Source organism: Streptomyces sp. NPDC003393 (genome assembly GCF_053589015.1).
Genome location: NZ_JBSFRB010000020.1, coordinates 114,097 through 136,080, shown reverse-complemented (window position 1 = coordinate 136,080; position 21,984 = coordinate 114,097). Strand labels below are relative to the sequence as shown.

General features: G+C 73.4%; 14 protein-coding genes and 1 riboswitch. Of the genes, 7 read left to right on the top strand and 7 right to left on the bottom strand.

Going from position 1 to position 21,984, the window contains the following annotated elements:
- Positions 1–477: 477 nt before the first annotated feature.
- Entirely contained in the window at positions 478–1,050 is a 573-nt protein-coding gene (locus ACWDUZ_RS20895; RefSeq protein ID WP_451633263.1) for a MarR family winged helix-turn-helix transcriptional regulator, read from the bottom strand.
- Between the two features lie 151 nt (positions 1,051–1,201).
- On the opposite strand from ACWDUZ_RS20895, the gene ACWDUZ_RS20890 reads away from it, so the two are divergent.
- Positions 1,202–2,485 (top strand): MFS transporter, encoded by a 1,284-nt coding sequence (locus ACWDUZ_RS20890; RefSeq protein WP_451633273.1) that lies wholly within the window; start codon positions 1,202–1,204, stop codon positions 2,483–2,485.
- Between the two features lie 48 nt (positions 2,486–2,533).
- Here the strand turns inward: ACWDUZ_RS20890 and ACWDUZ_RS20885 are convergent, their stop codons facing one another.
- On the bottom strand, positions 2,534–4,246 hold the full coding sequence (locus ACWDUZ_RS20885; RefSeq protein WP_451633262.1) for an ATP-binding SpoIIE family protein phosphatase: 1,713 nt from the start codon (positions 4,244–4,246) through the stop codon (positions 2,534–2,536).
- Positions 4,247–4,485: 239 nt separating this feature from the next.
- Complete coding sequence (locus tag ACWDUZ_RS20880; RefSeq protein WP_451633261.1) at positions 4,486–5,862, bottom strand: NAD(P)/FAD-dependent oxidoreductase; 1,377 nt, start codon at positions 5,860–5,862, stop codon at positions 4,486–4,488.
- Positions 5,863–6,257: 395 nt separating this feature from the next.
- Between ACWDUZ_RS20880 and ACWDUZ_RS20875 the strand changes: the two genes are divergently transcribed.
- Positions 6,258–7,049, top strand: a complete 792-nt coding sequence (locus ACWDUZ_RS20875) for a TetR/AcrR family transcriptional regulator (RefSeq protein WP_451633260.1) — start codon at positions 6,258–6,260, stop codon at positions 7,047–7,049.
- A gap of 420 nt (positions 7,050–7,469) precedes the next feature.
- Positions 7,470–7,709, top strand: a complete 240-nt coding sequence (locus ACWDUZ_RS20870) for an NPCBM/NEW2 domain-containing protein (protein WP_451633272.1) — start codon at positions 7,470–7,472, stop codon at positions 7,707–7,709.
- Here ACWDUZ_RS20870 and ACWDUZ_RS20865 read toward each other — a convergent pair.
- Both ACWDUZ_RS20865 and ACWDUZ_RS20860 read right to left on the bottom strand, forming a co-directional pair.
- Complete coding sequence (locus tag ACWDUZ_RS20865) at positions 7,639–11,142, bottom strand: AfsR/SARP family transcriptional regulator (protein ID WP_451633259.1); 3,504 nt, start codon at positions 11,140–11,142, stop codon at positions 7,639–7,641. The genes ACWDUZ_RS20870 and ACWDUZ_RS20865 overlap by 71 nt on opposite strands.
- 237 nt (positions 11,143–11,379) lie before the next feature.
- Positions 11,380–13,458 (bottom strand): asparagine synthase-related protein, encoded by a 2,079-nt coding sequence (locus ACWDUZ_RS20860; protein WP_451633258.1) that lies wholly within the window; start codon positions 13,456–13,458, stop codon positions 11,380–11,382.
- Between the two features lie 683 nt (positions 13,459–14,141).
- On the opposite strand from ACWDUZ_RS20860, the gene ACWDUZ_RS20855 reads away from it, so the two are divergent.
- From ACWDUZ_RS20855 to ACWDUZ_RS20840, 4 genes are all read left to right on the top strand, one after another.
- Positions 14,142–15,566, top strand: a complete 1,425-nt coding sequence (locus tag ACWDUZ_RS20855) for an MFS transporter (protein ID WP_451633257.1) — start codon at positions 14,142–14,144, stop codon at positions 15,564–15,566.
- 116 nt (positions 15,567–15,682) lie between these two features.
- Entirely contained in the window at positions 15,683–16,927 is a 1,245-nt protein-coding gene (lhgO, locus tag ACWDUZ_RS20850; RefSeq protein ID WP_451633256.1) for an L-2-hydroxyglutarate oxidase, read from the top strand.
- Positions 16,928–17,007: 80 nt separating this feature from the next.
- A complete protein-coding gene (gene trmB / locus ACWDUZ_RS20845) occupies positions 17,008–17,832 on the top strand; it encodes a tRNA (guanosine(46)-N7)-methyltransferase TrmB (protein ID WP_451633255.1) in 825 nt (274 codons plus the stop codon).
- 75 nt (positions 17,833–17,907) lie between these two features.
- Entirely contained in the window at positions 17,908–19,389 is a 1,482-nt protein-coding gene (locus ACWDUZ_RS20840) for a PrsW family intramembrane metalloprotease (protein WP_451633254.1), read from the top strand.
- A gap of 38 nt (positions 19,390–19,427) precedes the next feature.
- Here the strand turns inward: ACWDUZ_RS20840 and ACWDUZ_RS20835 are convergent, their stop codons facing one another.
- A complete protein-coding gene (locus ACWDUZ_RS20835) occupies positions 19,428–20,372 on the bottom strand; it encodes an aldo/keto reductase (protein ID WP_451633253.1) in 945 nt (314 codons plus the stop codon).
- Between the two features lie 94 nt (positions 20,373–20,466).
- Positions 20,467–21,519 (bottom strand): M23 family metallopeptidase, encoded by a 1,053-nt coding sequence (locus ACWDUZ_RS20830; RefSeq protein ID WP_451633252.1) that lies wholly within the window; start codon positions 21,517–21,519, stop codon positions 20,467–20,469.
- An 11-nt stretch (positions 21,520–21,530) separates the two neighbouring features.
- Positions 21,531–21,688, bottom strand: a riboswitch (cyclic di-AMP (ydaO/yuaA leader).
- Positions 21,689–21,984: the final 296 nt, after the last annotated feature.

Sequence of the window (21,984 nt, the reverse complement as noted above, 5' to 3'; positions counted from 1 at the left end):
CTCAAGGAACGGACGCTTCCTTCGTACTCACCCTCTCGGGCTTTCCTCCGGGCGCTTCCCTTCGGTGTCTCCGACTCTATCAGATCTTTTCGACCTGATTTCCTCGGTGCTTTCCAGGTTCCCGCTCTCGCGTTTCCCTTTCCGGCGGTTCCGACTCTATCAGATCCTTTTCGGCCTGATCCCCGGTCAGCGGGGTTCGTCCTCCCGGCCGTTGGGCCGTTCCGACGTTTCAAACCTTAGCGGATCTCCTCGGCGATTCCCAATCGGGTCCTGAGTGGATCCGGCTCGGGTCGACGAGTCCCTTTCGAATTGAATTCGGGCACGCCGAAAACAACCCGTCGGGGCGATCGTGCTGGTGGTTTGGGGTGCCGCTGGTGCGGCGGGAGGTGCTGCCGGAGAACCGTTACGGCTCCTCGACAACCCGGAGAACTTTACGGATCCGCGAGGAGACTGTCAAGCGCCCGCTGTCAAGATCTTTTAGTCGAGGTCGCTGAGCCGTCCACCGGCGTCCGGCTGGGTCTCCTCGACCCGGCGCAGGAGCCTGGTCAGCACCTCGCCGAGGACCGTGCGCTCCGCCGGAGAGAGGTCCTGGAGGAGATCGCCCTCGAACACCGTCGCCAGCCGCATGGCTTCCAGCCACTTCTCGCGGCCCTCCGGCGTCAGCTCGACGATGACCCGCACACGGTTGGATTCGTCGCGCTCCCGGGTGACCAGGCCCTCGGTGACCATGCGGTCGATGCGGTGGGTCATCGCGGCCGGAGTGAGGCCGAGCCGCTTGGCGAGCTCGCTCGGGCCCAGCCGGTAGGGGGCTCCGGAGAGGACCAGCGCCTTGAGGACCTCCCACTCGGCGTTGCTGATGCCGAGGGCTGCGGTCTGCCGGCCGTAGGCGACGTTCATCCGGCGGTTCAGGCGGGAGAGGGCCGAGACGATCTTCTCGACCTGCGGGTCGAGGTCCCGGAACTCGCGCTGGTAGGCGGCGATCTGCTCCTCGAGCGTCGGCTCGGTGTCGATGCCGTCGCTGTCGCCGCTGCTGCCGGAGGTCTCGCCCATGTCCGCAGTATCGCACGAGACCGCCGGCATCGAAGTCCTTCAGTGTATAGTCTTTAGAGTCGAACTTTAGCTTCGAAGTCTTCGCTTCTAAGTAGTGAGGCACTCCAACCATCCGCAGTACCACCAGAGAGAGGTGAACGTGACCAGGGCGATGGGCGCAGCGATGCGCCGGATCCACGTGGGCAACGCACTCAGCGCGTTCGGGCTCGGCTTCACCGTCCCCTACCTGTACGTCTACGTGGCGCAGGTGCGGGACCTGGGAGCCATGACGGCGGGGCTCGTCCTCGCCGTCTTCGCCGTGGCCGCGCTGATCGTGCTGCCGTTCGCCGGCAGGGCGATCGTGCGGCGCGGCCCGCTGCCGGTCCTGATCACCGCCCTGGTCCTGGCCGCACTGGGCGCGCTCAGCCTGGGTCTGGCGGGTCATGCGTGGACCGTCCTGCTGTCCGCGGGCGCGCTCGGGGCAGGGCAGGCGGTGATGCAGCCGGCGCTGGCGACCATGATCGTGGACTGCTCGGGCGCGGAGACGCGGTCGCGGGCGTTCGCGATGCAGTTCTTCCTGCAGAACCTGGGACTCGGGGTCGGCGGCCTCATAGGCGGTCACCTCGTCGACGTCAGCCGGGTCTCCTCGTTCACTCTGCTCTTCGCGATCGAGGCGGCGGTCTTCCTGCTGCTGGTGGTGCTGATGGCGACGGTGCGGATGCCCCGTGCGCCACGCGTCGAGGAGACGCCGGCGGAGGCCGGGCACTCGGCGCGGAGCAGTTGGAGGCAGCTGCTCGGCAACCGGGCCATGGTGCAGTTGTCGGTGCTGGGCTTCGTGCTGTTCTTCGCCTGCTACGGGCAGTTCGAGTCGGGTCTGAGCGCCTACGGCGTGGAGGCCGCCGGGATATCGACGTCGGCGCTGGGCACGGCACTGGCCGCGAACACGCTGATGATCGTGGTGGCTCAGTTCGCCGTGCTGCGGTTCGTCGAGCGGCGCCGGCGGTCGCGGGTGATCGCGGCGGTGGGCGTGGTCTGGGCGGTCGCCTGGGGCGCGGCGGCGTACGCGGGGCTCGGGCACGCGAGCCAGGCGATGGCGACGGCCGCGTTCGTGTCGACGTACGCGCTGTTCGGTCTGGGCGAGGCGATGCTGTCGCCGACGCTCGCGCCGCTGGTGGCCGACCTGGCGCCGACGGGCATGGCCGGGCAGTACAACTCGGCGTTCGCCCTGGTGAAGCAGCTCGCGCTGGCGGTCGGGCCGGCGGTGGGCGGCCCGCTGGCCGCGTCGCTGCCGGGACCGTACGTGGTGACGTTCCTGCTGTTCTCGCTCGGGGTCAGTGTCCTGGCGCTTCGGCTGGGACGGGGGCTCACCGCCGCACAGGACCATCCGTGGGGCGCGCGCAGCCGGGTGGTGGCGCGCGGTGGAGCGGCCGCTCCGGCGGTGACCGCGGAGGCGTGAGCCTCCTCGCCGGCCACAGCAGCGGCCGTCGCCTTCGGGTGGCGGCCGCTACGGCTGCTTCCTCGGCAGGGTGAACTCGCACCACACCGTCTTCCCGCCGCCAGGGGTCCGGCGGGCGCCCCAGTTGGAGGCGATGGTCGCGACGATGGCGATGCCCCGGCCGGACTCGTCGACGGGTTCGGCGCGGCGGCGCCTGGGCAGGTGGTCGTCGCCATCGGTGACCTCGACGATGAGGCGGCGGTCGGTGCGGCGCAGGCGCAGGCGCATGGGGGGTGTGCCGTGCTGCAGGGAGTTGGCGACGAGTTCGCTGGCCGCGAGGACGCCGAGGTCGTGCAGTTCGGGTGGGAAGCGCCAGCTGGTCAGGACGCCGGAGGCGAAGGCACGCGCGCGAGGGGCGGCTTCCACGCCGCCGAGGAGCTCCAGGGCGGCGTTGCGGAAGAGTTCGCTGTCCGGGCCGGTGCGGGCGGGGTGCTGGAGGACGAGGACGGCCACGTCGTCGTCGTGGTCGGCCTGCACGCCGGCGGAGCGGACCAGGCGGTCGCAGACGACCTGAGGGGTTCCGGTGGCCCCGGCCAGGGCGCGCTCCAGGGAGGTGATGCCCTCGTCGAGGTCCTCGTCGCGGCGTTCGACCAGGCCGTCGGTGTAGAGCACCGCGGTGGCGCCGGGGCCGAGCGGGACCGAGCCGGAGGAGTGCACCCAGCCGCCGGTGCCCAGTGGGGGGCCGGTGGGTTCGTCGGCGCGCAGCACGGTGCCGTTCTCGTCGCGGACCAGGATCGGCAGATGGCCGGCCGAGGAGTACACCAGCCGGCCCTCGTTGGGGTCGTGGACGGCGTAGACGCAGGTCGCGATCTGGTTGGGGTCGATCTCGGCGGCGAGGCCGTCCAGGAGCTGGAGGATTTCGTGGGGCGGCAGGTCCATGCGGGCGTAGGCGCGGACGGCGGTGCGCAGTTGCCCCATGACGGCGGCGGCCCGCACTCCGCGGCCCATGACGTCACCGATGACGAGGGCGGTGCGTCCGCCGCCGAGGGTGATGACGTCGTACCAGTCGCCGCCGACGGCGGCTTCGGTGCCGCCGGGCTGGTAGGTGGCGGCGATGCGCAGGTCGTCGGGTTGTTCGAGGACCTGGGGGAGCAGGGAGCGCTGGAGGGTGACGGCGGTTTCGCGCTGGCGGCGTTCGCTGGCGCGCAGGCGCTCGGCGGCTTCGGCGTGGTCGGTGACGTCGGTGGCGAAGACGAGGACTCCCGAACCGGTGGTGCGGGACCGGCTGTCCGCCTCGCTGACCGGGGTGCAGGTGAAGGTGTAGGAGCGGCCGTCGGGTGCCCTGCGGGACTTGAGCGTGCGGGGCCGGCCGCTGCGCAGGACCTGGTCCAGGAGCGGGAGCAGGCCCAGGTCGCGCAGTTCGGGGAGGGCGTCGCGGGCGGGTTCGCCGAGGGGTCGTGCGCCGAAGGCGGAGGTGTAGGCGTCGTTGACGTAGGCGATGCGGTGGTCGCCGCCGTGGACGAGGGCGACGAGGGCGGGGACGCGGTCGAGGACTTCGCGGGCGGGGAGTTCGTCGACGGCGGGCACGGGCGCGGTGCCGTCGGCCAGTTGTTCGACGCGGGCGGCGGGTACGGAGCCGTCGGCCTGCCGGTCGGTGGTGGCGGCGGGTACGGAGCCGTCGGCCCGCCGGTCGGTGGGGGCGGCGAGTTCGGTCCGGGCTGCGGCGCGACGCTGTGTGCCGGGGATTCCGGGGAGCCGGGCGCTCCAGCGCGTGAAGTTCACGAATCCTTGCCTCGTGTCTGTCGTCTCAGGCCGGCTCCGGGCCCGGCGGGGGTGTAGGGCCGCGCGGCGGTGACCGCACGGGGTCGCTGCCCCGGGGGGTGCGGCACAGCGGAAGGCGTCCTCGGTTCATCGGGGGTGGACGGTCGACCGCCCCCGGTCGGGGACCAGTCTGGCAGTGTGGCCGCCTCGGGCCGACATCCCTGGGACGCCTGGGCGTCCGGTGGAGTTCCTCGGTCCGGTCAGGACGACCCTTTCGGGTTGATGTGCGGGTCGAGAGGATGCTTTCCACCGGCGGCCAGTTCGAACTCCGCGCGGGGGTGTTCCAGCGAACCGAGGGAGACGATCTCCCTTTTGAACAGTCCTGCCAGGGTCCACTCGGCGAGCACCCGGGCCTTGCGGTTGACCGTGGGCACCCGGCTGAGGTGGTAGGCGCGGTGCATGAACCACGCCGGGTAGCCCTTGAGTTTGCGCCCGTAGACCTGGGCGACGCCCTTGTGCAACCCGAGGGAGGCGACCGAGCCGACGTACTTGTGCGCGTACGTCCGGAGGGGTTCGCCGCGCAGGGAGCGCGCGATGTTGTCGCCGAGGAGCTTGGCCTGGCGCACCGCGTGCTGGGCGTTGGGGGCGGTGTCGGCGCCGGGTTCGGCGGCGGTGACGTCGGGGACGGCCGCGGCGTCGCCCGCGGCCCAGGCGTGCTCGACGCCGTCGACGGTCAGCTGCGGGGTGCACCTCAGTCTGCCGCGGGCGTCCAGAGGCAGGTCGGTGGCGGCCAGCAGGGGGTGCGGTTTCACGCCGGCGGTCCAGACGACCGTACGGGTGGGGAAGCGCTGGCCGTCGCTGAGGACGGCGACGCGGTCGGCGCACGATTCCAGACGGGTGCCGAGCAGCACCTGGATGTTGCGGCGGCGCAGCTGGGTGACCGTGTAGCGGCCCATCTCCTCGCCGACCTCGGGCAGGATGCGGTCCGAGGCCTCGACGAGGATCCACCTCATGTCCTCGGCTTTGACGTTGTGGTAGTAGCGGGCGGCGTAGCGGGCCATGTCCTCCAGTTCACCGAGGGCCTCCACCCCGGCGTATCCGCCGCCGACGAAGACGAAGGTGAGGGCGGCGTCACGGACGTCGAGGTCGCGGGTGGAGGAGGCGATGTCCATCTGTTCGATGACGTGGTTGCGCAGTCCGATGGCCTCCTCGACGGTCTTGAAGCCGATGCCGTAGTCGATGAGGCCGGGGATGGGCAGGGTGCGTGAGACGGAACCGGGCGCGAGGACGAGTTCGTCGTACGTGAGCCGCTCGGTGCCGCCCCGCTCCTCGGTGGCCAGGGTGGTGAGGGTGGCGGTGCGGTGCGCGTGGTCGATGCTCTGGACCTCGCCGGCGATGACGCGGCACCGGTCGAGGACGCGGCGCAGCGGCACGACGACGTGCCGCGGGGAGATCGCACCGGCGGCCGCCTCGGGAAGGAAGGGCTGATACGTCATATAGGGGTCGGGCGTGACGACGGTGATGTCGATATCGCCCCTCCTGAGCTCCTGTTTCATGCGCTGCTGGAGGCGCAGGGCCGTGTACATGCCGACGTAGCCGCCGCCGACGACGAGAATGCGCGCACGTTCCTTCACCATCCCATGACGCACCCGTGACTGTCGTTTGTCCACAGGCTCGACGAATTGTGTGACCGCGGGCCGAGGCCGAGCGGGGCCGGCCAGATCACCGGGGTGCGGGGAAGTCGTGCAGGTCAGACGGTATGGGGTGGGGCGTGGCAGGGACGGCATTCGGGACGTATGCGGCCCGTACTCCGATCGGGGGGCGCTCCGTGCGGAACCTGCCCCTTCTGAATTGACCCCCGCTCAACTATGTTCGTGTCTCGACGGGGTGTAAGGGATGTAGTCGAACGAGTCCGCGGGGCCTGCTCGGGTTCCGGCGAACGGGGTCGGTCGTGCGTGATCCCTGTTCCGCACACCCCGGATTCAGCGGCGGGGAGTCTCCGGGGGGAGACGTCATTACCGGGGGATCACTCATGCACACTCAGGACACTCATTGGTCCACCGCGTCCGCCGTCGTACCCGGTGGCGGGGCGATGGGCGCGGCGGCGGGCGGCGGGCGCGGGGAGGACGGCCGGTCGGCCCGGACGACTCCGCTGCGCGTGGACGCACAGCGCAATCTCGAGCACGTGCTGCGGGCGGCGCGCGAGGTCTTCGGCGAGCTGGGTTACGGCGCGCCGATGGAGGACGTGGCGCGGCGCGCGCGGGTCGGTGTGGGGACGGTGTACCGGCGGTTCCCGAGCAAGGACGTCCTGGTGCGGCGGATAGCCGAGGAGGAGACGGCCCGGCTGACCGAGCAGGCGCGGGCCGCGCTCGGCCAGGAGGACGAGCCGTGGTCGGCGCTGTCGCGGTTCCTGCGCACGTCGGTGGCGTCGGGTGCCGGGCGGCTGCTGCCGCCGCAGGTGCTGCGGGTCGGGGTCGCCGAGGACCGTTCCGGCGCCGCGGCCGGGCCGGACGGGGCGCGGGTGCCGCAGCAGCGGATACAGCCGGGTCCGGGGGAGTTGCGGCTCGTGCCCGACGGGGCCGGGGCCCTCGCGCCGGACGCGGTGGGCGACGACGCCGGGGCGGCGGCGCTGCTGGAGGTCGTGGGCCGGCTGGTGGAGCGGGCACGCACGGCGGGCGAGTTGCGGCCGGACGTGTCGGTCTCGGACGTGCTGCTGGTCATCGCGACGGCGGCGCCCTCGCTGCCGGACGCGGACCAGCAGGCGGCGGCATCGGCGCGGCTGCTGGACATCCTGCTGGAGGGGTTGCGGTCGCGGCCGGCGTGAGTTGGAGGCGGCGCACGGTGGGTCCACGGCGTGGCGGAGCGACGGTGTGGGGAGCGTTCCCCGTGGGGTGAATTCCGGTAGTGCGTCGCGGCAAGTCCCCACGGACGAGTGGAGGATCCTTCCTGCCCCGTTCTGAACGTCGGCCCTGTGGCAGTCTGCCCGGACGACGGGACGGCTGGGCTGACGGCGGGGACTATCGGCGATGGGCACTGACGGGCGGGGCGGATCACGCGATGACGGCGAGGCGGGCGCGGAAGGTCCGCGCCCGCCTCAGCTGCCGCACCAGGACCACCGGCCGCACGTACCGGAGCAGGACCGGTCGGCCGGCGCCCCGGGCGGTGGCACGCCCACCCCGGCCGGCGGTACCGCACCGGCGTCCGGTGGTGTCCCGCCCAACGCCGACGGCACGAGGACGGGGGGCTGCTGTGGAGTTCCCGGACGGTCGCGGGCGGCGAACCGGCCGTCCCGGTCCATGTGAGCCTCGCCGACCGTGACACCGTACGGCTGGTCGTCGAGCCGCATCGCCCCTTCGACACCGTGACGCTCGCGGACTGGGCGCGGTCACGGTTCACCTGCGGACAGGCGCCCGTCACCGGCCCGTTCGGTCGGGGTGGGCCCGTACCGCCCGCGCGAGTTCGGCCAGGACGTCGTCCACGGTGAGGGCGGCGCCGCGGGAGCGCTCGGCGGCGCAACGGTCGGCGGTGAGGGCCGTTCGGGCCGCGGCCTCGATGCGGTCCGCCACCGCGCGCTCCTGCGCGGCTCGGGGGCGGCCGCCGCGCCAGCGGTCCGCGGCGGCGAGCAGACGGACGGCGCGCGGCAGCTCGCCGAGACGGGCCAGCGGCTCGGCCGCCATGTCGACCAGCCCCGCCCTGACCACCTCCGAGCACCGCTGCTCGACGGCCGTGCGCAGCGCGTCGGCCAGCAGCGGCAGCCCGCGCTCGGGGCCGGACTCCCCGACGGCGACAAGGGCACCGACCGCACCCAGCATCGCCTCGAACTGCGGCGGCGGAGTACCGCGCTCGCTCTCCGCGCGAGCCGCCTCCCACACTGTGCGCGCAGCCGCCACATCTCCGTCGTCCAGGGCGATCTGCGCCCGCAGCAGTGCCACGAACGCCCGTGAGTCCGCCACCCGGTGCCGATCGGCCGCCGCACCGGCCTCCTCCAGGGTGCTCAGGGCACCGGCCCGGTCGCCCGAGCGGTAGGCGATCTCGGCGAGCCGTGCGAGAAGGAACGGCGACTCGGCGTGCGCGCCCACCTCGTGGGCGAGCCGCAGCGCCTCCTCGTACTCGCCGCGCGCCTCCTCGTACCTGCCGCGCGCCATGGCCGCCTCACCGGACGCGCTGCACACCTGGGCCCGCATCCAGCGGTCGCCCACACGCCGACTGAGCCGCCGCAGTTCCGCCAGGTCGTCGTCGACGCCGCGCAGGTTTCCCGGGGAGTCGACGACCAGGTGGGTGCGGAACATGAGGGTGACACCGGTCTCCCAGTCCCCGCCGTAGGCACGGCAGTTGGCGACCGCCCTGTCCATGGCGGGCCGGACCTCGTCCGGGGTACCCGCGTAGTAGACGGTCAGCGGCCAGATGATGCCGGGCATCCGGGCTGCCCAGGGACCGCCGGCCTCGTAGGCGGCCCGCACACGGGCGACGTACCGCTGGAACCGCTCGCCGCGCACCTCGTCCGGCGGCTGGGACTCGGAGATCAGGAACAGGTGCAGCATCCGCAGGTCCATGCGCAGGGCGCGCAGCGGGTGGCCGCTCTCCCCGTCCGGGGCGTCGAGCAGGGCGTCCACGGGGTCGGCGCCGGCGGCGCCCAGGCACAGGACGCGCTGCGCCCATTCGGCGGCCTCCCGACGGTAGTTGCGCAGCCACCAGAACCAGCCCATGGCGAGGACGAGTGCGCCCGCTTCCTCCTCGTCGCCGGCCGCGAGGGCACGGTCGAGGGCCGCGCGGATGTTGTCCAGCTCGCTCTCCAGTCGGGCGATCCACGGCAGCTGGGCCGCCGACCGCAGCAGCGGTTCGGCCTCCTCGACGAGTGCACGCACCCACGCCCGGTGCCTGCGTGCGGCGGCGGCGCGCAGCCCCGGGACCTCGGCGGCGCGCTCGACGGCGTACTCGTGGATGGTCTCCAGCATCCGGTAGCGCATGCCGCCGTCGCCGTCGGCGGGGGTCGCCACGATCAGGGACTTGTCGACGAGCGCACCGACGAGATCCGCCACCGGGCCGGTGCACACGGCTTCGGCGGCGGCCAGGTCCCAGCCGCCGGCGAAGACGGACACCTCGCGCAGCGTCGTCCGCTCCCGCTCGTCGAGCAGGTCCCAGGACCAGTCGACGACGGCGCGCAGGGTCTGCTGGCGGGGCAGGACCGTGCGGCTGCCGGCGGTGAGCAGCCGGAAGCGGTCGTCGAGCCGGTCGGCGATCTGCCGGGGAGTGAGCAGCCGCAGCCGTGCGGCTGCCAGCTCAATCGCCAGGGGCAGGCCGTCGAGGCGACGGCAGATCTCCGCGACCGCCTCCGCGTCGCCGAGCACGGCGTCGGCGTCGGGGCGGACGGCGGCGGCGCGCTCGGCGAAGAGGCGGTGCGCCTGGTCGGGCAGCAGCGGCTCGACCGGGCGCACCAACTCACCGGGCACCCCCAGGGGTTCGCGACTGGTGGCGAGGATCGTGAGCCCCGGGCAGCGGGTGAGAAGGGTCTCGGCGAGCTCGGCGGCGGCGCCGATGACATGTTCGCAGTTGTCAAGGATCAAGAGCTCTCGGCGCGAAGCGCAGTAATCGACGAGCAGGGCGAAGGGATCGTCCTGCGGGGCCGTCAGCTCGTTGGTCATCAGCACGGTCTCCCGCAGACCGAGCGCGCTGACCACCGCGCCTGGCACCGCCTCCGGCCGGTCGAGCGGCGCCAGCTCGACCAGCCACGCCTGCGGCAGACCGGCGGCGGCCTCCTCGGCGAGGCGGGTCTTCCCGGAGCCGCCCGGTCCGGTGAGGGTGACCAGGCGACCCCTGTGCATATCGGAACGTACGGCGGCGAGTTCGGGTTCCCGGCCCACGAAAGAGGTAAGACGCGGACGGATGTTGCCGGTCCGCTCGGGGTCCCGGGGTGTGCGGCGGGCGGCGCCGGTGCGGTCGGGAAACGGTTCTGCGGCGGGTGTGGACGCGGGCGCGGGCGCCGATGCCAGGGCCGATGCGATTCCGAGGTTCGGCGAGGGCGAGGGCACCGGCGCGGCCGCGACTCCAGCTCGGGCCGCGACTCCCGCTCCGGCCGCGGTCCCGGAACCGGCCCCGATGGCGGGATCGCTCGCGGTCGCGCGGTCGGCGGGCTCCGTCTTCGGCGCGAGCAGCTCGGCGTGCAGGGCGCGCAGTTCCGGGCCGGGGTCGGTGCCGAGGCCGTCGGCGAGGGCGCGGCGGAAGGTCTCGTAGGCGGCGAGGGCGTCGGCGCCGCGTCCGGTGTCGCGCAGGGCGCGGATGAGAAGGGCGTGCAGCGGTTCGTCGTACGGATGCGCCGCGGTCAGCTCCCTCAGCTCCGGTACGGCCTCCGAAGCCCGGCCCAGCCGCAGCCTCGCATCGGCGCGGGCGCGGACCGCCTCCAGCCGCAGGGCCTCGGGACGGGCGGCGGCGGCGCGGTCGGGCAGGTCGGCGAGGGCGGGGCCGCGCCACAGGGCGAGGGCGGCGTCCAGGGTGCGCGCCGCCGCGTCGGCGGCACCGCGGTGCAGGGCCGCGGTGCCGTCCCGTACGAGCCGTTCGAAGACGAAGAGGTCCACGTCCTCGCGTCGGGCAGCGAGGCGGTACCCACCCGCCTCGGAACGGATGGCCCCCCTGCCCAGAGCGCGGCGCAGGCGGCCGACGAGGGCCTGGAGGGCGGCCGGGGCGTCCTGGGGCGGGTCGTCGCCCCACACCTCGTCGATCAGCGCCTCGGGGGCGGTGACCCGGCCCGCCCGCAGTGCGAGGGCGGTGAGCAGGGCGCGCAGGCGGGGGCCACCGACCGGCACGACGGTTGTCTCGGGCATGCCTGCGTCCCCGGGCATGCCGGTGTCCCGGGACAAAGACACGCCGGTGTCCCGGTCGCCGTCCTCCGCCTGGGTGACGCCCAGGATTCTGTACCGCACCGGCTCATTGTCGCCGGGTGCAGCAAGCCGGGCACCGAGTTTGCCGTCAGGGCGCCTCCGCCCGGACCAGGCGGCCCCACGGCCGGGCACCTCCGGCGCGGGTCAGTGAAGGGCCCCGGCACCGCCGTACCGCCGCTGCCCACCGCCGTGAGCGCTCAGCCACCGGTCGCCGGACGTCGTTCATGTCACAGAGGGCCACCCAGCCCACCCCCGACATGCTCCCCGGCCCTCGCGACGTCATCCCCCGGACGCCAGCGCACCCCGCTGCGGCACGATCCCCGCGGGGACCGCGCGTGCGCGCGCGGGCGTGCCGGTCCAGCAGGTTCCCCGGCGGGCCAGCAGGCGTCCCAGCCACACCTCCAGGGACACCAGGTCGGCCAGCCCGTCCAGGGGCAGCGGCTCTCCCTCGGCCGCCGCCCGGAGGGCCTTGCGGACCACCCGCGCCTCCACCAGGCCGGCCTGCGCGAGCAGCGGGGTCGCGAACAGGGCCATCAGGTCGTCCACGGCCACGCGCAGGCCCGCGCGGGCCGCGACCGCCGACGGGGCGTGCGAGGGGGCTCCCCAGCCGGGCGGCAGTTCGGCCACTCCGGCGCCCTCCAGGACCGTACGCAGGACGGCCGCCCGCGCCCCGGGCCGCACCCGCAGTGCCTCCGGCAGGGCACGGCAGGCGCGGACCACCTGGTTGTCGAAGAAGGGGGCGTGCAGCCGCTGGGAGCGGATCTCCGCGGCCTGCTCCAGGACCCGCAGGTCCGCGGCATGTCTCGCCAGGGCGGCACGCGCGCGGTAGTCCCCCGGCCGCTGGCCCGGACCGACCGTCGACCGGCCGGTCGCGCCGTGCAGGCGAACCGATACTTCAGCCAGCGCCTCACCGGTCAGCCAGCGTGCCGCGGGCCCGGGTCCGGCCCAGGTGAGGGCTGCCAGGGAGGCCCCCACCGCGCCCGAGGGTTCGTCGAAGCGGCGGTGCAGCAGCCGTTCGGCGAGCGCCTCCAGGCCCGCACGGTACGACGTCCGTGCCAGTCGCCGCGCCGCGCCGTACACGCGTGCGGGGACCAGCACCGATCCGTCGGCCTTGGCGAGCGCGGCGACCGGCCGGACCAGGTGGCGCCGGCGGCGGTCCATCAGCAGGTCGGCCAGGCGCGCGGGGTGGGCGTCGAGCACCTGCCGGGCGCCGTGGCCGGTGAAGTGGTCCGCGCTGCCCGAGACCAGACGTGCCCGGTGGCGTGCCGCCGTGACCAGCGACGGCCCGGGCTCGTCGGTCAGCGGCCCCTCCAGGTCGGCGTACGGCAGGGCCTCCTCGCCGCCCGTCACCACGACGTGGTGCAGGCGCGGATTGGCGGCGAGCGCCCCGGCCCGCTCCAGTTCCGCCTCCCGACCGCCGACGGCGAGGTCGTTGAAGGTGACGGCGAGCAGGCGCTCGCCGGCGCCGGTGCCGTGGCCCAGGAGCGTGCCGGGGTTGCCCGGCAGGCCCGCCGCCAGCAGTGCGAGTGTGCCCGAGGCCGGCCCGCCGGACAGGTCCGCGCCGATGCCGGGCACCGGCATGCCGCGGGCCGCGCGGCGCTCGGCGGGTCCCATGCCGGGCACCGGGCCGGGGTCGATGTCGGGCACATGACGGGGTGCGGACAGCCGCACGCGCACGGCGTCGACCAGGGCGTCGCGCACCGCGCCCACCGCGCTGTCGGGGTCGGCGGGGGGCGCCGCGACCGCGAGCGAGGCGACCGGCTCGTACCCGGCGACCTCGCGCGCCCCGGCCCGCAGGATCAGCGCGTGCCCCGGCGGGATGCGCCGTACGCCCTCGTACGGTGTGGAGTCGTGCAGCGCCGCCGGTACGTCGGGGGCGGCGAGCAGGGCGGCGAGATGCCCGAAGTCGAGGTTGGCCTCGACGAGGTCGGCCAGCGGCAGCGCGGCGGTCGCGTACGCCGTGCCGCCGGCCCAGGGGGTGTGGAAGACGGGGCGGGCGCCCGCGAGGTCGCCGCAGACGGTGATGCGGCGGCCCACCTGGACCACCGCCGTGTAACTGCCGGGCCAGGCGGTCAGATGGCGCAGCGCGCCCCCGCGCGCGGCGAGCAGACCGACCCGCAGCTGCTCGTCGGAGGCGCCGCAGATCCCGAGCACGGCGATCCTGGTCTGCGCGTCGACCCGCACCAGCCGGACCTCGTCCGGACGCCAGTCGCCGACCGCCCACAACGGGTCGGGGTCGCCCCACAGGAGCTGCGAGCCCACCGGGTGCACGGTCTCCCCGTCGTATCCGGTGGCGCCCGCGGAGCCGATCCGGTCGGGGCCCGCGGCGGTGCTGCTCCAACCCACCAACCACCGCATCGACGCCTCCACCGACTGTGGACAACCAGTGCACCGGATGAACCGGGTCACCATGCTGCCACGAAGGAGGCGCGCCGGAGGGGAGGCGGAGCCGCCTTCGGTCCGCGGTGCGCGCCCCCGCGCGCCTGCCGCGGCGATGGCGAACGCCCGTACCGGGCGCGGCTGCTGCGACCTGAATGCGCCCCCTGATGCGCTCCCCTCAACACCCCGTGCGCCGTCAAGTGCCGTGGTAGGAGCCGTAATTGACGGCGCAAAGCGGGGGCGGTTTCAAGCCATTTCCCGGCCGGGGGCACAGGCGCGCGCACGCTCCGTACATGCCGTGCGCGGTGCGCGGACAACGCACAGTCCGGGAGGCGGAGTTCGCCTCCCGGACCGTTCCGCCGCCCGCGGGGATGAAGGCGGCGGTGTCCCCCAGCCCACTGGATCCAGTACAGCGGGCCGACCCACGCAAGGACCATGGAACCGCTCCCGCGTTGGCCGGAGAAGAGCGCACGGACGGGCGCACGGCCACACACCAGGGGCACGCCGCAACCGTCCGTGCAGGGCCCGCACTTCCGTACGGGCCACAATCCCGCCATCCGGAAGAATGCCCCTTAACGCTTGGGATGCGGCGAACTACGCTGGGTTTACGAATGCCGCGTGGTTATGCCAGCGCGGCGGGCGTCGGTGTCGAGGGGTGGCGCATGTCCAGGGAGCAACGCGGGCCGAACGAAAAGCTCGGCGCCGTTCTCGCCCTCGCGGGAATCAGCAACGCAGGACTCGCGCGACGCGTCAACGACCTCGGCGCACAACGCGGGTTGACTCTTCGCTACGACAAGACCTCGGTGGCGCGCTGGGTGTCGAAGGGCATGGTGCCGCAGGGCGCGGCCCCGCACCTCATCGCGGCCGCCATCGGTCAGAAGCTCGGCCGTCCGGTGCCGCTCCACGAGATCGGCCTGGCGGACGCGGATCCCGCACCCGAGGTGGGCCTCGCCTTCCCCAGAGACGTGGGCCAGGCGGTGAAGTCGGCGACGGAGCTGTACCGGCTCGACCTCGCCGGCCGCCGGGCCGGCTCCGGCGGCATCTGGCAGTCGCTCGCCGGTTCGTTCGCGGTGACCGCTTACGCGACGCCCGCCTCGCGGTGGCTGATAACCCCGGCCGACAGCTCGGTGGCGCGCGAGGCGGCAGGGGTGGAGGGCTCGGGCGCGCCGATCAAAGTCGGCCACAGCGATGTGCGCAAGCTGCGGGAGGCCGCCGAGGACGCCAGACGCTGGGACTCCAAGTACGGAGGTGGCGACTGGCGTTCGTCGATGGTGCCCGAGTGTTTACGGGTGGAGGCGGCACCGCTGCTGCTCGGCTCGTACTCCGACGAGGTCGGCCGCGCCCTGTTCGGCGCGTCCGCCGAACTGACCCGCCTGGCCGGGTGGATGGCCTTCGACACCGGCCAGCAGGAGGCCGCGCAGCGCTACTACATCCAGGCGCTGCGCCTGGCCCGGGCCGCGGCCGACGTGCCGCTGGGGGGATACGTCCTGGCGTCGATGTCGTTGCAGGCGACCTACCGAGGCTTCGGCGACGAGGGCGTCGACCTGGCGCAGGCCGCCCTGGAACGCAACCGCGGCCTGGCCACGGCCCGCACCATGAGCTTCTTCCGCCTCGTCGAGGCACGCGCCCACGCGCGCGCGGGAGACGCCCAGGCCGCCGGCGCGGCATTGAAGGCGGCCGAGGGCTGGCTGGAGCGGTCGCGCGAGGGCGACAACGACCCGACCTGGCTGGGCTTCTACGGCTACGACCGGTTCGCCGCCGACGCCGCGGAGTGCTACCGCGACCTGAAGGCGCCCCGCCAGGTCCGACGCTTCACCGAGCACGCGCTGTCGAAGCCGACGGAGGAGTTCGTGCGCTCGCACGGCCTGCGGCTGGTCGTCTCCGCAGTCGCCGAACTGGAGTCGGGCAACCTGGACGCGGCCTGCGAGCAGGGCGTACGGGCCGTGGAGGTCGCCGGGCGCATCTCCTCGGCGCGCACCACCGAGTACGTCAAGGACCTCCTGCACCGGCTGGAGCCCTACGGCGACGAGCCCCGCGTGGCCGAGCTGCGGGAGCGGGCACGGCCGCTGCTGATGGCCCCGGCCTGACGGGCCGGAGGGGGACGGCTTCGACGGGACCCGGGGGCCGACGACCCGGTCCGGGCCGGAGGGGGACGGGACGTCCGGACACCGGCTCCCGGTTCGAGGGCATTGTCAGTGGCGCAGTGCACTATCGGTACCGGGAGGTGGAGCGGGTGCGGCCGGACATCGCTTACGACTGTGACGTGCTGGTGATCGGAGGCGGGATCGTCGGCCTGGCGACGGCGTACGCGATCACACGTGCCGCGCCGGGCACACACGTGACCGTGCTGGAGCAGGAACCGGGCCCGGCCCGGCACCAGACGGGACGCAACAGCGGCGTGATCCACAGCGGGATCTACTACCGGCCCGGATCCCTGAAGGCACGGTACGCGGTGCGGGGCGCCGCCGAGATGGTCAAGTTCTGCGCGGAGTACGGCATCGCGCACGACGTCACCGGCAAGCTGATCGTCGCCACGGAGCGGGAGGAGCTGCCTCGGCTGCACGCGCTGGTGCAGCGCGGCCGGGAGAACGGCATCCCGGTGCGGGAGCTGGGCGCCACCCAGATCGGGGAGTACGAGCCGGAGGTGCGCGGACTGGCCGCGATCCACGTGGGGACGACGGGGATCTGCGACTACGTGGCGGTCGCGCGGCAGCTGGCGGCCGCGTCCGGCGCCGAGATCCGCTACGGGGCACGGGTCGTGCGGGTGGACCGGCGGCCCGAGCTGGGCGTGGCCGTCCGCACGGCGCGCGGGGATGTCGTACGCGCGCGTGTGCTGGTCAACTGCGCGGGGCTGCGGTGCGACGAGGTGGCCCGGCTGACCGGGGACGAGCCGGGCGTGCGGATCGTGCCGTTCCGGGGGGAGTACTACGAGCTGGCCCGCCCGGATCTGGTGCGCGGGCTGGTGTACCCGGTGCCGGATCCGGCGTTCCCGTTCCTCGGGGTGCATCTGACCCGGGGTATCGACGGAGGTGTCCACATCGGGCCGAACGCGGTGCCCGCGCTCGCCCGGGAGGGGTACGGCTGGGGAGTCGTCCGCCCCCGGGAGCTGGCCGGGACGCTGAGCTGGCCCGGTACGTGGCGGATGGCACGGCGGCACTGGCGGTACGGGGCCGGGGAACTGCGGCGGTCGCTGTCCAAGGCGGCGTTCACGGAGGCGGTGCGCAGACTGCTGCCGAGCGTGGCGGAGGACGATCTGGTGCCGGCGGCCGCGGGCGTACGGGCGCAGGCCGTCCTCCGGGACGGCACGCTGGTGGACGACTTCCTGATCCAGGAGGGGGCGCGGGCGGTGCACGTCCTCAACGCACCCTCACCGGCGGCGACGGCCTCGCTGCCGATCGGCCGGGAGGTGGCGAGGAGGGCGCTGGAGGTGCTGGCTCAGGTGCGGTGACGGCGGGGGCGGTGAGGTGTTCGAGCGGACGGGACGGCAAGAGCCGCCCTGCCCCTAAAATCGGTACCACTGTGTCTGATGTGTCTGACTCCCTGAACCTGTCTCCGGCCCCCGGGGCCCCTCGCGTCCCCGGTGCGTCCGTCCGGCGTACCCGGGCCAAGGGAGAGCCGCGGTTCCCCGACGGACCCAAGGCCGATCCGGCCGGGTCGCACTTCGAGCGGCGGATCCGCAGCTTCCAGCCTCGGCGCAGCCGGGTGACCGCCGGGCAGGCGGACGCCCTCCAGCGGCTGTGGCCCAGCTGGGGGCTGGACATCGACGGGCAGCGGGTGCTCGACCTGGCCGAGCTGTTCGGCAACGCCCGTCCCGTCGTGCTGGAGATCGGGTTCGGCATGGGCGAGGCCACCGTGCAGATGGCCGCCGCCGACCCGGACACCAACGTGCTCGCCGTCGACGTGCACACCCCCGGCCAGGGCAACCTGCTGGGCCTCGCCGACCGCCACGGACTGACCAACGTCCGGGTCGGCAACGGCGACGCGATCATCCTGCTGCGCGAGATGCTCGCCCCCGACTCCCTGGACGGGCTGCGCGTCTACTTCCCCGACCCCTGGCCCAAGAAGCGGCACCACAAGCGGCGGCTGATCCAGCCGGAGTTCCTGACGCTGGCCGCCGCCCGCCTCAAGCCCGGGGCGGTCCTGCACTGCGCGACCGACTGGGAGCCGTACGCCGAGCAGATGCTCGAAGTGCTGACGGCGCACCCGGACTACGAGAACACCCAGCCCGACGACGGCTTCGCACCGCGCCCCGACTTCCGGCCGCGGACACGTTTCGAGGGCCAGGGGCTGGACAAGGGACACGTGGTGAACGATCTTCTCTTCCGTCGCGTACAGCACGGTGTCACCGGCTGACGAGCCTGTTCGCGTCCCCTATTGGCAACGAGGCACCGTCGCGCGGCGGCGCCCTCCCTCGTTAGGGTCAATCACGTGGCCACCTGTCCTCCGTACCCGGCGCAGCCCAGCGGCAGCGGCCCTGCCCCCGTCGGCGGTCGGCCGCCCCACGCGCACTGGTGGCAGCGACGACGGGTGCGGTACGGCGCACTCGCCGCCCTGCTCGCGCTGTCCGGTCTCGTCATCCTCGCCCTCGTCCGCCGGCAGACCGGCACCGAGGGGTTCCTGGTGGGGCTCGGGCTGGCCGTACTGCCCGTGCCGCTGCTGGTGGCCGCCTTCCGCTGGCTGGACCGGGTCGATCCCGGCCCCTGGCGGAACATGCTGTTCGCCTTCGCCTGGGGGGCCTGTGCGGCGGCGCTGATAGCGATCGTCGCGAACAGTTTCGCGACGAAGTGGATCGCGACCGCGACCGCCGACCCGGCGGGCGCGGACACACTCGGCGCGACCGTGATAGCGCCGATCGTGGAGGAGTCCGCGAAGGCCGCCGCAGTGCTGCTGGTCTTCCTCTTCCGCAGACGCGACTTCACCGGCATCGTCGACGGGGTGGTCATCGCCGGGGTGACCGCGACCGGCTTCGCGTTCACCGAGAACATCCTCTACCTGGGGACCGCGTTCGGCGCCGACCAGATGGCCGGCGGCCGGGGCATCGCCTCCGTCACCGCGGCGACCTTCTTCGTGCGCGTGGTCATGTCACCGTTCGCGCATCCCCTGTTCACCGTGCTGACCGGCATCGGTTTCGGCATCGCCGCGACCATGACCGGTGAGCGCCGACGCCTGCGTCGCCTGCTGCTGCCACCGGCCGGGCTGCTGCTCGCGATGGGCATGCACGCCTTCTGGAACGGATCGTCCACCTTCGGCGTGTTCGGCTTCTACGCCGTCTACGGCGCCTTCATGGTGCCCGCGTTCGGGCTGCTGACCTGGCTGGTCATCTGGACCCGGCAGCGCGAGTTGCGGGCCGTCCGCGAGGAACTGCCCGCGTACGCCGCCGCCGGGTGGCTCACCCCGGCCGAGCCGTTCGCCCTGGGCTCGATGCGGGCCCGCCGGATGGCCCGCGACTACGCCGGACACCACCTCGGCAAGCCGGCCGCCCGGACCGTCGCCCAGTACGAGGCGTACGCGACCTCGCTGGCCTTCCTGCGCCGCCGGGGCCGCCTCGGACGGGCCGGGGCCGACTTCGCCGTACGGGAGCGTGAGCTCCTCCACGAGATGTGGCGGCGGCGCGAGGTCGCCCAGCCCGCGCTCGACCACGCGGCCCGGATGACCGCCCCGCCGGTGCGGGTCGTCGCCCCGCCCTGGCCCGTGTACGGGGTGTACGGGCAGTCGCAGAGGTACGCGGCGCACCCGCAGCCGCCCTGGCCCGGCATGCCCGGCCCGGTGCTGCACGCGCCGGGCCTGCCGGGGGCCGGTGCGCCCGGGCCGGGGCACGGTACGGGTGCGCCCGGGCCGGGGTACGGCGTTGCCGGGCCGGTGGCGCCGCACCCCGCGGGCCCGTACAACCCCTACCGGACTCAGCCGTAGGGCTGCCGCACTCAGCCGCCGGGCTGCCGGGCCGGAGCTCAGGCCGACGCCCTGGTCAGCCGTGCGATCTCGTCGTCCGTCAGGCGCAGCTCCGCCACTCCCAGCAGCGCCGGGAGCTGCTCCACCGTCCGGGCCGAGGCGATCGGGGCCGCCACTGTCGGCTGGGCCGCGAGCCAGGCCAGGGCCACCGTGGCGACCTCGGTGTCATGGGCGCGGGCGACCTCGTCGAGGGCGGCGAGCACCTTCCGGCCGCGGTCGGTCTCCAGGTGCTTGGCGGCGCCCTGCGCCCGCGCGCTGTCCACCGTCGCGCCGGGCCGGTACTTGCCGGTCAGGAAGCCGGAGGCGAGCGCGTAGTACGGCACGGCGGCCAGGCCGTACCGCTCGGCGACGTCCCGCAGCGGGCCCTCGTAGGTGTCGCGCGAGACGAGGTTGTAGTGCGGTTGGAGCGCCACGTACCGGGCGAGGCCCTCGCGGTCGGAGAAGTCCAGGGAGGCCCGGAGGCGCTCGGCGGAGATGTTGGAGGCGGCGATGTGCCGCACCTTGCCCGCCCTCACCAGCTCGTCGAGCGCGCCGACGATCTCCTCGACCGGCACTTCGGGCTTGTCGAAGTGGGTGTAGTACAGGTCGATGTAGTCGGTGCCCAGGCGCGTGAGGGAGGCGTCGGCCGCCGCCTTGATGTTAGCGGCGGACAGACCCCGGAAGTCCGGGTGCTGACTGACCTTGGTCGCGATGACGACGTCGGAGCGGTTGCCGCGCTCCTTGATCCATCTGCCGATGATCGTCTCGGACTCGCCGCCCTCGTTGCCCTCCACCCATGCCGAGTAGGAGTCGGCGGTGTCGATGAAGTTGCCGCCTGCCGCCGTGCAGGCGTCCAGGACGGCGAAGGACCGCTGCTGGTCGGCGGTCCAGCCGAAAACGTTGCCGCCGAGGGCGAGCGGGAAGACCTCGAGGTCGGACGAGCCAAGCTTGCGATGGGAAGTCATGTACGGCGTCAACGACCAGGCCGGCGGGGCCCATTCCGCGCCCCGCCGGACCTGACCGCAAAAATCGCGTAAACGGGCTTCGACGCCCGGGGCCTCAGGGGTTGAGGCCCCTCTCCCGCAGCCACGCCATCGGGTCGATGCCGGTGGCCTGGCCGCCGGGGTGGACCTCCAGGTGCAGGTGGGGGCCCGTGACGTTGCCGGTGGCGCCCACGCGGCCGATGACGTCGCCCGTGGTCACCTTCTGCCCGACCGAGACACTGATCGACGACTGGTGGCAGAACCACAGTTCGGTGCCGTCGTCGAGGGTGAGGATCGTGCGGTAGCCGTAGGCCCCGGCCCAGCCGGCCTCGGTGATGGTGCCGCTGTGGATCGCCTTGATCAGGGTGCCGGTGGGTGCGGCGAAGTCCAGACCGGTGTGGTAGCCGGAGGACCACATGGAGCCGGCCTCACCGAAGGTGGAGGTGAGGGTGTACGAGGAGGTCGGCAGCGTGTACTGCTTGGCCAGCGCCGCCAGCCGCTCCGCCTCGGCCTTCTTCCTGGCCTCCTCCTCCGCCTTCTTCTTCGCGGCGGCGGCCTTGGCCTCGGCCTCCTTCTGCGCCTTGGCGGCCGCCTCCTGGGCCTTCTTGGCGGCGGCTTCCTCGGCGGCCCGCTGGGTTTTGGCCTCGACCTGGACCTGCTGCTGCTCGGCCTGGGCCATGATGCGGTTGCGCAGCGTCTCGCCCGCGTCCGAGGTGCCCTGTCCGGTCTCGGCGGAGCTCACGCCGACGTCGCTGAGCACGGTCGCGGAGCCCTGCGGGGCGTCGTGGTCGGTCTCGTGGAACAGCGCGCCGACGGCGGGCAGGGACTCCACGGAGGGCAGGTCGGGCATCGAGATGGAGACCGGGGGCTTGCCGGTGTTGGCGCTGGCCATGCCGCCCGCGCCGACGGCGGCTATGACACCCACGCCGAGCACGGTGGAGCTGCGGGCGAGCCCGCCGCCGCGCTGCTTGGCCACCCGGTGTCGGCCACGTACCGGGCGGAGGGAGTCCTCGGTGGGGTTCCACTCCTCCCAAGGGCCCTCGTCGGGGCGCCGAGCGCCGTATCCGAAGGTCTCGGTGCGCTGGCTCGGCAGGGACGGGGCTTCTGGTGCGGGCCGGTTGGACGCCACTCGGGCGTACTCCTTTCCTTCCGTCTCGCCTACCGGGTTAGCTGACGGGTTCGGAGCGGGAAGGTCTCCTACGCGCGTCAATCAGCCGTGCTGCCACGGTGGATGACGCGCGATTCACCCCACGTTGGTGGTTCCCCGGTTCCCTCGCGGGATTCGGCGCGTGCGCACGGAGCCGCCTCTTGTGACGGCTGGGACGACCGCGCTGCGTTATCGAACGTTAATAGACGCCGGGGCGCGATTCCAAGCCGTCCGGCTTGATCCTTAAACCTTTTTGGCCAGGACTTTTGGGCCAGGACACCGAAAAACGGGCGAGTCGCCTGCATCACAGCAGTCACAGAGGATTTGACGGTGTCTCAGATGTTATGCGGAGGGAGATCATCCAATTGCCGAGCGTGACCATCACCGGCGCGTCCCACGCGCGCATGCGCGAAGCGGATTCCCGGATCGGACCCGGGGTCGAAAACA